The 12,731-nt window shown below is 65.7% G+C and carries 10 protein-coding genes; 5 read left to right on the plus strand and 5 right to left on the minus strand.

Annotation, left to right across the window (positions count from 1 at the left end; translation table 11 throughout):
• Positions 1 to 329 precede the first annotated feature (329 nt).
• The 5 genes from NRF20_RS16560 (at position 330) to NRF20_RS16580 (ending at position 6,450) form a co-directional block, all read left to right on the plus strand.
• A complete protein-coding gene (locus NRF20_RS16560) occupies positions 330 to 1,364 on the plus strand; it encodes an ABC transporter permease (protein WP_266358224.1) in 1,035 nt (344 codons plus the stop codon).
• Positions 1,365 to 1,439: 75 nt separating this feature from the next.
• Positions 1,440 to 3,227: an ABC transporter substrate-binding protein gene (locus tag NRF20_RS16565; RefSeq protein WP_413752816.1), complete on the plus strand. Its 1,788-nt coding sequence runs from the start codon at positions 1,440 to 1,442 to the stop codon at positions 3,225 to 3,227.
• Positions 3,228 to 3,320: 93 nt separating this feature from the next.
• Complete coding sequence (locus NRF20_RS16570) at positions 3,321 to 4,301, plus strand: ABC transporter permease (RefSeq protein WP_398632380.1); 981 nt, start codon at positions 3,321 to 3,323, stop codon at positions 4,299 to 4,301.
• A 71-nt stretch (positions 4,302 to 4,372) separates the two neighbouring features.
• Positions 4,373 to 5,338 carry an ABC transporter ATP-binding protein gene (locus NRF20_RS16575; protein WP_266365265.1) on the plus strand — a complete coding sequence of 322 codons (966 nt, stop codon included), beginning with the start codon at positions 4,373 to 4,375 and terminating at the stop codon, positions 5,336 to 5,338.
• Between the two features lie 26 nt (positions 5,339 to 5,364).
• Positions 5,365 to 6,450, plus strand: a complete 1,086-nt coding sequence (locus tag NRF20_RS16580) for an ABC transporter ATP-binding protein (protein WP_266358229.1) — start codon at positions 5,365 to 5,367, stop codon at positions 6,448 to 6,450.
• A gap of 325 nt (positions 6,451 to 6,775) precedes the next feature.
• Here NRF20_RS16580 and NRF20_RS16585 read toward each other — a convergent pair whose 3' ends face one another.
• The 5 genes from NRF20_RS16585 to NRF20_RS16605 form a co-directional block, all read right to left on the minus strand.
• The gene (locus NRF20_RS16585; protein WP_398632381.1) at positions 6,776 to 7,927 is read right to left on the minus strand and encodes an ABC transporter ATP-binding protein; all 1,152 of its coding nucleotides are present in this window, start codon (positions 7,925 to 7,927) and stop codon (positions 6,776 to 6,778) included.
• Complete coding sequence (locus NRF20_RS16590) at positions 7,920 to 8,978, minus strand: ABC transporter ATP-binding protein (RefSeq protein ID WP_398632382.1); 1,059 nt, start codon at positions 8,976 to 8,978, stop codon at positions 7,920 to 7,922. Before NRF20_RS16590 ends, NRF20_RS16585 begins: the two co-directional genes overlap by 8 nt.
• A 14-nt stretch (positions 8,979 to 8,992) precedes the next feature.
• A complete protein-coding gene (locus NRF20_RS16595) occupies positions 8,993 to 9,958 on the minus strand; it encodes an ABC transporter permease (RefSeq protein WP_398632383.1) in 966 nt (321 codons plus the stop codon).
• Complete coding sequence (locus tag NRF20_RS16600) at positions 9,951 to 10,877, minus strand: ABC transporter permease (RefSeq protein ID WP_398632384.1); 927 nt, start codon at positions 10,875 to 10,877, stop codon at positions 9,951 to 9,953. The genes NRF20_RS16595 and NRF20_RS16600 overlap by 8 nt, the downstream gene beginning before the upstream one ends.
• Positions 10,878 to 11,021: 144 nt before the next feature.
• Positions 11,022 to 12,665 carry an ABC transporter substrate-binding protein gene (locus NRF20_RS16605; RefSeq protein WP_398632385.1) on the minus strand — a complete coding sequence of 548 codons (1,644 nt, stop codon included), beginning with the start codon at positions 12,663 to 12,665 and terminating at the stop codon, positions 11,022 to 11,024.
• Positions 12,666 to 12,731 lie beyond the last annotated feature (66 nt).

The raw sequence follows: 12,731 nt of genomic DNA on the forward strand, positions 1-12,731 counted from the left end.
GATCCGCACAAGGACTGGGGCGATAACGACCGCGCATCGAACGCGCATCGACCACGCACCCACTTGACTGGATGTACGAATTCCGAGACACCGGCGCCCGAATAGCGAACTCATTGCCGGATTTCCCCCGAACAGCCACAAACGCACCCCCGAAAGAAACAAACGGAGGCAAAGATACGCCCCTCTGAAGGTCATGAGTTGGTCAATATTCCAAAGAGCGCCCCAAGGGGGACAGACATTCATTGACCCTGCATGAATTGCGTTGAAAAAGTCCGGGTAGCCCGTAGGTGTGCCTGCGGAGTCCTTCGACCCTCCGGGCCAGGAGCACCATGACGATTCCAACCTCCAACGCAGCCACGCCCATTGAGGACGCGGACGCGGACGCGAAGACGCAGCAGGCGCCGGACCCTTCGGCCCTCAAGGGCGGCGACGGCCGTTCGCCGGGAAAGCTTGCCTGGCGGCGCTTCAGGCGCGACCGCACCGGCATGATTTCGGCCTATGTGGTCATCTTCTTCTTCCTGGTGGCCATCTGCGCGCCACTGATCTCCAAGGTCTACGGCAAGGATCCGCATACGACCTATGGCCAGGACCAAGAGGGCCTGCTCAACGACTTCGGCTTTCCGATCAAGCCCAATGGCGGGATCAGCAGCGACTTCTGGTTCGGCATCGAACCGCAGCTCGGCCGCGACCTCTTCACCTTCCTCGTCTACGGCATCCGCAACTCGCTGTTCATCGCCGGCGTGACGACGCTCCTGGTGACCGTCCTCGGCATCGTGATCGGTGTGACCGCCGGTTACCTCGGCGGGAAGACGGACTACTTCATCGGCCGGGTCATCGACATCCTGCTGGCGTTCCCCTCGACGCTGTTCTTCATCGCGTTCTGGCCGGTACTCATGTCGATCCTGGTCTCGCCGGAGGAATCCACCCCGATCTGGCTGACTGTCACCAGCCTCATCCTGGTGATGACGGCGTTCGGCTGGGCGTCCATCGCGCGACTGCTGCGAGGCGAGGTACTCGCCCTGCGTGAGAGGGAGTTCGTCGAGGCGGCCAAGGTGACCGGCGCCTCGCCCGCCCGGATCATCTTCAAGGAACTGCTGCCCAACCTGTGGACGCCGATCCTCATCCAGGCGACCCTCGCTCTTCCCATGTTCGTGACCGCCGAGGCCGGACTCGCCTTCCTCGGTGTCGGACTGACCGCGAAGACGCCCGACTGGGGCGTGATGCTTCAACGCGGCGCCGATGTCTACCAGGACGACATCACCTTCATGCTCTTCCCGGGGGTGTCGATGGTGGTCTTCGTCCTCGCCTTCAATCTTCTCGGTGACTCGGTTCGCGACGCTCTCGACCCGAAGACCAAGCGCTGACAGTTCCGCCCCGGACCGGAGCGACGGGGCTCCGCCGGATCATTCGTCCCTCTTCATCGACCAGGGCAGGTTGCCATGTCTCTCTCCCGCAGAAACTTCGTCATCGCCACATCCGTCGCGGCGGGCGGCTCACTCGTTCTCTCCGCGTGCAGCAGCGGTGACGCCGGCGGAGGCGGCGGCAAGGGCACGCCGCAGGCGGGCGCGACCGAGTACACCGGTGCCACCGTCAAGATCGGCACCAAGGAGGACTCGACGGGTCCGGCCCCGGAGGTTCCCGGTGCCAAGAAGGGCGGGACGATCTACGGCGTCTCCGAGGACGACTTCTCCCACCTCGACCCGCAGCGCATCTACTTCGCGTTCAACTCCTCCGGGGCGCTCATGTTCGCGCGTGGCCTCACCGGCTACAAGATCGACATGAAGGGCGCCACGACCCTCGTCGGCGACCTCGCCACCGATGTCGGCACCGCGTCCGCCGACAACAAGACCTGGACCTTCACGCTGAAGGACGGTCTCAAGTGGCAGGACGGCAGCGAACTGACGGTCGAGGACGTCCGTCACGGCATCGAGCGCTCGTGGGCGCCGTTCATCACCGAGGGCGCTGCCTACGTCCAGCAGGCCCTGACCGGCAAGGGCGACTGGCGCAAGGGCTACGAAGGCCCCTACAGCGGGAAGCACTTGGACTCGATCGTTACCGACAAGGCGAAGAAGACGATCACCTTCAAGCTGGCGGAAGCCCGCCCGGACTTCAACTTCACGCTGGCCATGAGCTGCTACTCGGCCACTTCGCCGAAGCTGGACACCAAGGAGAAGTACGACAAGCAGCCGGCTTCCTGCGGTCCGTACATCGTCAAGCACCGCTCCATCGACAAGTCGATGACGCTGACACGCAACAAGCACTGGGACCCGGCGACCGACCCGATCCGCAACGCCTACCCGGACAGCTTCGAGTTCGAGTTCGGCCCCACCTCGCTGGAGTCCACCGACCGGTTCATCGCGGACCAGGGCAAGGACCAGCAGATGGTCTCCATCTACAAGAACGTGCCTGCCGAGCGCATGCAGAAGGTGCTCAGCGACCCGGAGCTGAAGAAGCGCACGTTCAACGGTCTGCTCACCGGCACGTACTACTACGCCATCAACTGCAAGCGCACCACCGACCTCGAGGTGCGCAAGGCGCTCAACACCGCCTGGCCGCTGGAGCAGATCCGCAAGATCTACGGTGGGCCGTCCGCGGGCGACTACGCGTCCACCATCCTCAGCCCCGACATCCTGGGCCGTAAGGAGTTCGACCTCTACGGCAAGCTGAAGACGCCGCAGGGAGACGCCGCGGCGGCCAAGGCCATCCTCAAGAAGGCCGGCAAGCTCGGCCAGAAGGTCGTCTACGCGTACCCGCAGAGCCCGACGTACGACAAGACGGCCGTCGTCATCGAGAACGCGCTCAAGAAGGCCGGCTTCAAGCCGGTCATCAAGGCCGTCGACTCGACCTCGTACTACGACCAGATCCAGCAGGTCGACAACAGCTTCGACGTCATGTGGTTCGGCTGGTCGCCCGACTGGCCGACGGCGTACACGATGATCCAGCCGCTCTTCGACAGCGCCTCCGTCGGCAACGGCCAGAACAACGTCTCCCAGACGAAGGTCGACTGGATCGACGCCGCCATCAAGGAGAACGTCGTCATCAGCGACCAGAAGAAGGCCGGTGAGGCCTGGGCCGCGCTGGACAAGCGCATCATGGACGAGGTCGCCCCGATCATCCCGGAGACCTTCCAGCGGCGCTTCTACCTGTACGGCTCCAAGGTCGGCGGCGCCATGATGGACCCGCTGTTCTCGGCGACGCTGCTCTACAAGACGTACGTCAAGGCCTGACGAACGGCCCCCGCGGGGAGCGGGTGACTCTCCAGCGGAGAGTCACCCGCTCCCCCTCCTCCCTCTCGGCATCCGTCAGGAAAACCCACTGCCATGCTGCGCTTTCTTCTCCGCCGTGTCGTCGGCGCCGCGGTCATCCTGCTGATCATCAGCGCCCTGGTCTTCGTCCTCTTCTACACCGCCCCGCGCGACCCCGCCCGGGTAGCCTGCGGCAAGGTCTGCACTCCCGAGACACTCGCGCTGGTACGGCAGAACCTGGGGATCGCCGACCCGATACCGGTGCAGTACTGGCACTGGCTGCAAGGGGTCTTCGTCGGTCGCGACTACGCGTCGTACGGTCACTGCCCGGCCCCTTGCCTGGGTTACTCGTTCATCAACCGCGAGCCGGTCTTCGGCACCATCGTCGACCGGTTCCCGACCACCCTCTCGCTCTCCGTCGGCAGCGCCTTCGTCTTCGTCATCTTCGGCGTCGGCACCGGCATGCTCGCCGCGGTCAAGCAGGGCAAGCTGCTCGACAAGGTCGCCTCCTCCGCGTCGCTGATCGCCTCCTCGCTGCAGATCTACATCGTCGGCGTGGTCGCCATGTACTTCCTCACCGACCAGCTGCACCTGCTGGACCGACCGAGCTACACACCGCTCACCGACAATCCCGCCGCCTGGTTCTCCGGCCTTCTGCTGCCCTGGCTGGTCCTCTCCGTCATCTTCACGGCCAACTACACCCGTATGGCCCGGTCCCAGCTGGTGGAGTCGCTGAGCGAGGACTATGTGCGGACGGCCCGCGCCAAGGGCCTCTCCCGGCGGACCGTCTTCTTCAGATTCGCCTGGCGCGGGGCCATGGGACCGATCATCACGATCTTCGGCCTCGACCTCGGCGTACTCCTCGGTGGCGCGATCATCACCGAGAAGACCTTCAGTCTCCAGGGCATCGGCGCACTCTCGGTCAAGGCCGTATCCACCAATGACCTGCCGACACTGCTCGGCGTGATGATGGTGGCCGCCACCGCGATCGTGGTCCTCAACATCGTCGTCGACGCCGTCTACGCCCTCATCGACCCACGCGTCCGCCTCGCCTAGGGAGAGATCCAGTGAGCACCCCCTTCCTCTCCGTACGCGATCTGCGCGTGCACTTCTCCACCGAAGACGGCATGGTCAAGGCCGTCGACGGGCTGTCCTTCGATGTGGAGAGGGGCAAGACCCTCGGTATCGTCGGTGAGTCCGGCTCCGGCAAGTCCGTCACCAACCTGACGATCCTCGGCCTGCACCACCCCGACCACACCGAGATCGAGGGCGAGATCCTGCTCGACGGCCAGGATCTGCTGGCCGCCTCGGAGCGGGAGCTGGAGCGGCTGCGCGGCAACAAGATGGCCATGATCTTCCAGGACGCACTGGCCTCGCTCTCGCCGTACCACACCATCGGCAAGCAGATCGGCGAGACGTTCCGCAAGCACACCGGCGCCTCCAAACGGGACGCCCGGGCCCGGGCCGTCGAGATGCTCACCAAGGTGGGCATTCCCCAGCCCGATCTGCGGGTGGACGACTACCCGCACCAGTTCTCCGGCGGTATGCGCCAGCGCGCGATGATCGCCATGGCGCTGGTCTGCAACCCGGAGCTGCTGATCGCGGACGAGCCGACCACCGCGCTGGACGTCACCGTGCAGGCCCAGATCATGGACCTGCTCAAGGACCTCCAGCAGGAGACCGGCACCTCGATCATCTTCATCACCCACGACCTCGGTGTCATCGCCGACATCGCGGACGACGTGCTGGTGATGTACGGCGGGCGCTGTGTCGAGCGCGGCACCAAGAAGGAGGTGCTGCGGGCACCCCAGCACCCGTACACCTGGGGTCTGCTGGGGTCCATGCCGAGCCTCGAAGGACCGGTCGACGTACCGCTGTCGCCGATCCCCGGTTCCCCGCCGAGCCTGCTCAACCCGCCGACCGGCTGCCGCTTCCATCCGCGGTGCTCGTTCACCGAGCAGGTCGGCGGCAACCGCTGTGCGACCGACCAGCCGCCGCTGGAGCTGGTGGCCGGGCGCGGGGCCGCCTGTCACCTCACCGCGGAGCAGCGCACCGAGTTCTTCGCCGACTTCGCCGGCACCCGGCCCAACTGACGTACAAGAGACGGGACTTCCCTACAATGAGCAGCACAGATCCCCTCCTGGACGTCTCCGGACTCACCAAGCACTTCCCGATCAAGGGCGGGTTCCCGATCCGGCGGACGGTCGGCGCGGTCCAGGCCGTCGACGGGCTGGACTTCACCGTCGGCGAGGGCGAGAGCCTGGGCCTGGTCGGCGAGTCCGGCTGCGGCAAGTCGACAACGGGCCGGCTGATCACCCGGCTCCTTGAGCCGACGGCCGGCCGGATCAGCTACCGCGGGCAGGACATCACCCACGCCTCACGCAAGCAGCTGGCCCCGGTCCGCTCCGAGATCCAGATGATCTTCCAGGACCCGTACGCCTCACTGAATCCGCGCCAGACCGTTGGCAAGATCATCACCGCGCCGATGGAGATCAACGACATCAGTCCGGCGGGCGGTCGCGAGGCGCGCGTACGGGAGCTGCTCGAGATCGTCGGACTCAACCCGGAGCACTACAACCGCTTCCCGCACGAGTTCTCCGGCGGCCAGCGCCAGCGCATCGGCGTGGCCCGTGCGCTCGCACTGGAACCGAAGCTGATCGTGGCCGACGAGCCTGTCTCGGCGCTGGACGTGTCGATCCAGGCCCAGGTGGTGAACCTGCTGCAGAAGCTGCAGAAGGAACTCGGTATCGCGTTCCTGTTCATCGCCCACGACCTGGCCGTCGTACGCCACTTCTCGCAGCGCGTGGCGGTCATGTACCTCGGCAGGATCGTGGAGATCGCCGATCGCGAGGACCTGTACGGCAACCCGCGTCACCCGTACACCAAGGCGCTGCTCTCCGCCGTGCCCGAGGCAACCGCCGACGACACACCTGCCCGTGAGCGCATCCGGCTCGTCGGCGATGTGCCGTCCCCGGTCAACCCGCCGTCGGGCTGCCGCTTCCGTACACGCTGCTGGAAGGCGACGGACAAGTGCGCGAGCGAGGCGCCGCCACTGGTGCGGGTCGAAGGCAACCGGGAAGGCCATCTGACGGCCTGTCACTACCCCGAGGACTCCCGGTCCGTGTCGTCCGTCCCGAAAGCCCGTACGGCTTCGGACGGACCGAAGCTCGAAAAGACCACCGAAGACCCCAAGGCCGAGGCCTGACACCCCTGACCCGGCCAGCCCCCGGGCGCCTCGCGGACACGGACCCGATCGGTCCTTGGACGCTGGGCTCCCCGGCCCGAAGAACCGAGCACGTGAGCCCATTGACCCGAGCCATCTGCGAGCCCGGTTCCGGGTAAACGGGAGACGCGCCCGGAACCGATCGGTTCCGGGCGCTTCCGTAAGTCCGCGCGCCGAACGGCCGCATGCTGCCGCCCGCCCCCGGGACGTCGCCGGACCGGCATGAACGCGGACGGTGACAGTCCGTCGACCACGGCGGAAGGCCCGGAACCTGAGGTTCCGGGCCTTCCGAGTCACACGCGCCGTACTACGAGGCCGCGCCGACGACGTCCTTCTCCTCGGCGAAGTGGCATGCCGATTCGTGCGCAACCGGGGAGTCCACGGACTTGAAGCGCTCGGGGATCGCCAGCAGCGGGATCTCCGTGGCGCACTTGTCCTGGGCCTTCCAGCACCGCGTACGGAAGCGGCAGCCCGACGGCGGGTTCGCCGGCGACGGGACGTCACCGGTGAGGATGATCCGCTCGCCGCGCTCGCGGGCCTCCGGGTCCGGGACCGGGACCGCCGACAGCAGCGCCTGGGTGTAAGGGTGCGTCGGGTGCTCGTAGATCTCCGTGTCCGTACCGATCTCGGCGATCTTGCCGAGGTACATCACGCCGACCCGGTCGGAGATGTGCCGGACGATGGACAGGTCGTGCGCGATGAAGACGTAGGAGAGGTTGAACTCGTCCTGGAGCTTCTCCATCAGGTTGATGACCTGCGCCTGCACCGACACGTCGAGCGCGGAGACCGGCTCGTCGCAGATGATGATCTCCGGGTTGAGCGCGAGGCCGCGGGCGATGCCGATGCGCTGGCGCTGGCCGCCGGAGAACTGGTGCGGATAGCGGTTGATGTACTCCGGGTTGAGCCCGACGACGTCCAGCAGATCCTGGACCTTTCTGCGCCGGTCCCCCTTCGGGGCCACCTCCGGATGGATGTCGAAGGGCTCGCCGATGATGTCGCCGACCGTCATACGCGGGTTCAGCGAGGTGTACGGGTCCTGGAACACCATCTGGATGTTGCGGCGCACCGCCTTCAGCGCGCGCCCGGACAGCCGGGTGATGTCCTGGCCCTTGTAGAAGACCTCGCCGGACGTGGCCGTCTCCAGCGTCATCAGCAGCCGCGCGACCGTGGACTTGCCACAGCCCGACTCGCCGACGATGCCGAGCGTCTCGCCCTGGTAGAGGTCGAAGGAGACCCCGTCCACGGCCTTGACCGCGCCGACCTGGCGCTTGAAGAGGATGCCCTGGCTCAGCGGGAAGTGCTTGACCAGATTGCGCACCTGGAGGATCGGCTCACCGCGTTCCACCGGGGCCTCGATCGCCGCGACCGCCGCCGTCTCGTCGGCGGCGTCGACGGTCACGACGTCGGTGACGTTCGGGGTGCTGTCCAACGATCCGTCCGTCTTGTCGAGCTCAGCCATGGATCGTCTCCTTCCAGAAGTGGCAGGCGCTGCCGCGGCCGGGCAGCTCGCTGCCGTCCTGCTCGGAGACCGGCACCAGAGCCGGAATCTCCGTGCGGCAGATGTCCTCCGCCTTGGGGCACCTCGGGTTGAAGGCGCAGCCGGAGGGAATCTTGAGCAGGTTGGGCGGCAGACCCTTGATCGCGTACAGCTCCTGGCCCTTCTGGTCCAGGCGCGGGATCGAGTCGAGCAGACCGCGGGTGTACGGGTGCGCGGGCCGCTTGTAGAGCTCGTGCACCGGCGCGGTCTCGACGATCCGGCCCGCGTACATGACCGCGATCTTGTCCGCGACGTCGGCGACGACGCCGAGGTCGTGGGTGATCAGGATCAGGCCCATGTTGAACTCGGTCTGCAGTTCCTTGAGCAGGTCCATGACCTGGGCCTGGACCGTCACGTCGAGCGCGGTGGTCGGCTCGTCCGCGATGATCAGGTCCGGCTCCAGGGCCAGCGCCATGGCGATCATGATGCGCTGGCGCATACCGCCGGAGAACTGGTGCGGATAGTCGCCCACCCGCTGCTTGGCTGCGGGGATCTTGACCCGCTCCATCAGTTCGATGGCCTTGGCCTTCGCCTGCTTCTTGGAGAGTCCCTGGTGGACACGGAACATCTCGCCGAGCTGGTAGCCGACCGAGAGCACGGGGTTGAGCGAGGAGAGCGCGTCCTGGAAGATCATCGCGATCTTCTGGCCGCGGAGCTTCCGCCGCTCCTCGTAGCTCATGGTGAGCATGTCCTGGCCGCGGTACAGGATCTGGCCCTGCGGGATCTTGCCGGGCGGCATGTCGAGAATGCCCATGATCGCCTGAGCGGTCACGGACTTGCCGGAACCGGACTCGCCGAGCACGGCCAGGGTCTCGCCCGAGTCGACGCTGTAGTTCACACCGTTGACGGCCTTGGCGACTCCGTCACGGGTGTGGAACTCCACGTGCAGGTCGCGCACTTCGAGGAGCGGGCTGTCGTCCGACCCCCCGGCACGGGGCGCCGGGATGTCTGCTGTCTTGTCCATGATGGTCACGTCGTACGCCCTCCTCAGCGCAGCTTCGGGTCGAGTGCGTCGCGCACCGCGTCGCCGAGCATGATGAACGCGAAGACCGTGAGGCTGAGCATTCCTGCCGGGAACAGCAGTACATGCACGTTGTTACGGATCTCTTCGCTGCCCGAGGCAATGTCGATGCCCCACGAGATGGTCGGGTCGGCGAGACCCAGGCCCAGGTAGGACAGCGTCGCCTCGGCCGAGATGAAGCCACCGAGGGCGATGGTGGCGACCACGATGGTCGGCGCGAGGGCGTTGGGCAGGACATGGCGGAACAGCATCCGGCCGGTCCCCGCGCCGAGAGCACGTGCCGCCGTCACATAGTCCGCCTGCTTCGCGGTGATCACCGAGGCACGCATCACGCGGCAGATCGAGGTCCAGCCCAGGAAGGCGAGGGCCGCGATCACGACGTACACCTTGCGCTCGGCGAAGGCGTTCAGGACGACCATCGTGCCGAGCAGGAAGGGCAGTCCGAAGAAGATGTCCGTGACCCGGGAGATGATCGCGTCGAGCCAGCCGCCGAAGTATCCGGAGAGCAGACCCAACAGACCGCCGACGACGGTGATCGCCACGGTGACGCCGACACCGACGAGGATCGAGGCACGGGTTCCGTAGATCACCCGGGCGTAGATCGAGCGGCCCTGAACGTCGTAGCCGAACCAGTCGGCCCGGAAGAAGTGCCCCAACTCGGGCTTCTGCAGGTAGTGGTTGGTAAGATCGCCGGCCCGCGGGTCGGTGCCGGTGAACAGGCCGGGGAAGGCCGCGATCACCAGCAGCAGGACGAGCAGGCTCGCCGATATCCAGAACATGGGGCGGTGGCGCAGGTCGAACCAGGCATCACCCCACAGACCGCGAGGCTTGCCGGTGGATTCCCTGACGGGACTCTCGGCGTCCGCCGGCGCAGACGCGACCGCGTCCACTTCGGTGTCCTTGATGCTCTGATCCTTGGTCACGTCAGGCATACCGGATCCTCGGGTCCAGGACCGCGTACAGCAGGTCGACAATCAGGTTGATCACGAGAATGATCAGTACGAATACGGTGACGACACCGACGATGGTGGAACCTTCACGCTGCTGGAGTGCCCGGTAGAGCAGATTGCCGACACCCTGGACATTGAAGATGCCCTCGGTGACGACCGCGCCGCCGATGAAGCCGCCGACGTCCGTACCGAGGAACGTGACCACCGGGATCAGCGAGTTGCGCAGCAGGTGCACCCCGACGATGCGACGCCGCGGCAGCCCCTTCGCGAGCGCCGTGCGCATGTAGTCCGCGCGCAGGTTCTCGGCGAAGGTCGTACGCGTCAGTCGGGCGACGTACGCCATGGAGAGCATGGCCAGGACGAAGCCCGGCAGGAACAACTGCGTGATGTCCATCGAGTCTTCGACGTTTGGCGCGACCCAATGCAGTGTGTCCGCAAAGAGGAACCGGGCCACGTAGCCGAGGATGAACACGGGGATCGAGATGACGACCAGCGTGAAGATCAGCACGCCGGTGTCCGGTGCCTTGCCCGCCTTGAGTCCGGCCCACGCGCCGAGGCTGAGACCGACGATCATCTCAATGGCCATCGCAACGGCTGTCAGACGGATCGTGACAGGGAAGGCCCTCGACATCTCGTCCCAGACGGGACGACCGCCGAAGGTCTCGCCGAAGTCCAGCTGGAACAGGTCCTTCATGTAGTTGATGTACTGCATGGGAAGGGACTGGTCCAGCCCGAACTTGTGACGCAGCTCCGCGACCTGTGCGGGGTCGGCCGCCTTGTCACCCCACATCGCCCGGATGGGATCACCGGGAAGGATGTGGACCATAAGGAAAATCAACAGAGTAGTCCCGATGAACACCGGGATCATCTGGAGCAGTCGCCTAGCGACGTAACGCCCCATCATGCCTCCATGCCGTGAGGGGTCGGCGATGGCCTACACATGGTCTCCACCGCGGGGTTGTGGGGGGAGGTTGCCGGGCCAACGCCCGCGAGCCGGTGCCGCCATCCGTTCCAGAGGGCGGCACCGGCCGGCAGGTCCCGAAACTTACTTCTTCGACTTCACCTGAACGTCGGTGAAGATGGGGTCGCCGTCCTGGCCGTAAACGATCTTGCCGAATACGTTCTTGGACTGACCCGAGTTGACCTTGTAGAACCAGAGCGGGATCGCCGGCATGTCCTTCGCCAGGAGCTGCTCAGCCTCCTGGTACATCTTCACGGTCTCGTCGAGGGTCTTCGCCTTGTCAGCCTTGGAGGCCAGCTCGTCGAACGCCTTGTTGGAGTAGCCACTGGTGTTACCGGCGGCCGTCGTGCCGTACAGGTCGCGCATGAAGTTCGAGTTGACCGGGTAGTCGAGCACCCAGCCACCGCGGTACATGGACTTGACCTTCTTGCCGTCACGGGCGTTCAGGTCGGTCGCGAAGTCCGGCTTGGAGTCGCCGACGCACTCGACACCGGTGGCCTGGCGGATGCTGTTGCAGACCGCGTCGACCCACGCCTTGTGCGGCTGGTCCGCGTTGAACTGGATCGAGATCTTGTTGCCCGGGACGCCGCCACCCTCGCTGATGAGGGCCTTGGCCTTGGCCGGGTCGTACTTCACGATGTCGCCGAGGGCGCCGGCCTTGTAGCCGAGCACACCACGGGCAACGAACGAGTCGGCCGGGGTACGGGTGCCGTTGAGGACGGTCTTGGTGATCGTGTCACGGTCGATCGCCATCGACAGGCCCTGGATGACCTTGGGGTTGATGTCCTTGAACTGCTTCGTGTAGAACGCCGGGACGATCGACTGGACCGCGGAGTACTCCTGGTCGATCGCTCGGTCGCCGAGGTCCTGCTTGTAGTTCTTCAGCGCGGTCACGGGGACCTGCTCGATCCAGTCGAGCTGGTCCGAGCGCAGGGCCGAGTAGGCGGCCTCGGCGGTGGTGTAGTTCTTGAAGTCGATGCCACCGTTCTTGGCCTTGTTCGGGCCCTGGTAACCGTCGAACTTCCGAACCTTGATCAGCTTGTTGTGGTCCCACGAGACGAACTTGTAGGGACCGTTGCCGATCGGCTTCTGACCGGCGGCCTTCGGGTCCTTGAAGAAGGACTCGGGCAGCGGCGCCCAGACGTCGTAGCCCAGCTTGTACGCGAAGTACGAGACCGGACCGCTCAGGGAAATCGTGAAGGTGTTGTCGTTAACGACCTTCAGACCTTCCATCTCGGTCTTCTTCGGGTCACCCTTGTCCGGGTGGACATCCGCGTAGCCCTTGATGTCCTGGAACCAGCTGGAGTTGGTCTGGTTGTTCTTGACGTTCGCGGACCAGTTCCAGGAGTCCACGTAGGACTTGGCGGTCACGGGGGTGCCGTCGTGGAACTTCCAGCCCGGCTTGAGCTTGACGGTCCACACGGACGAGTCCGCGTTGGGCGTCACGGACTCGGCGTTGACGTACGTGAGCTTGCCGGTGCCGGGCTCGTAGCTGACGAGGCCGGCGAAGATGGCGCCCAGGACACGGCTGCCCTGGCTCTCCTTGGCGTTCGCCGGCTGCAGCGGGTTCTGCGGCTCGCTGAGCTGGGCGGTCAGGATCCCGTTCGGGTCCGCCTTGCCCGAGTTCATGCCATTGTCGCTGCCCTTGTCGCTACCACCACAGGCGGTCGCGGCCAGGGCGATGACGGCCGCTCCCGCGACCCACTTGGCGCTCTTGGCACCACGCATGGGTTTCCTCCTCATGAGTCCACTTTTGACTACAAGAAGGGCACTGGAGTGATACACCGACACCCC

This window comes from Streptomyces sp. R-74717 (genome assembly GCF_047305335.1).
GTDB classification, from domain to species: domain Bacteria; phylum Actinomycetota; class Actinomycetes; order Streptomycetales; family Streptomycetaceae; genus Streptomyces; species Streptomyces atratus.

Excerpts from the sequence above, each read along its gene's own strand:
- NRF20_RS16560 (WP_266358224.1), top strand. The coding sequence starts at position 330 with ATGACGATTCCAACCTCCAACGCAGCCACGCCCATTGAGGACGCGGAC.
- NRF20_RS16565 (WP_413752816.1), top strand. The coding sequence starts at position 1,440 with ATGTCTCTCTCCCGCAGAAACTTCGTCATCGCCACATCCGTCGCGGCG.
- NRF20_RS16570 (WP_398632380.1), top strand. The coding sequence starts at position 3,321 with ATGCTGCGCTTTCTTCTCCGCCGTGTCGTCGGCGCCGCGGTCATCCTG.
- NRF20_RS16575 (WP_266365265.1), top strand. The coding sequence starts at position 4,373 with ATGGTCAAGGCCGTCGACGGGCTGTCCTTCGATGTGGAGAGGGGCAAG.
- NRF20_RS16580 (WP_266358229.1), top strand. The coding sequence starts at position 5,365 with ATGAGCAGCACAGATCCCCTCCTGGACGTCTCCGGACTCACCAAGCAC.
- NRF20_RS16585 (WP_398632381.1), bottom strand. The coding sequence starts at position 7,927 with ATGGCTGAGCTCGACAAGACGGACGGATCGTTGGACAGCACCCCGAAC.
- NRF20_RS16595 (WP_398632383.1), bottom strand. The coding sequence starts at position 9,958 with ATGCCTGACGTGACCAAGGATCAGAGCATCAAGGACACCGAAGTGGAC.
- NRF20_RS16600 (WP_398632384.1), bottom strand. The coding sequence starts at position 10,877 with ATGGGGCGTTACGTCGCTAGGCGACTGCTCCAGATGATCCCGGTGTTC.
- NRF20_RS16605 (WP_398632385.1), bottom strand. The coding sequence starts at position 12,665 with ATGCGTGGTGCCAAGAGCGCCAAGTGGGTCGCGGGAGCGGCCGTCATC.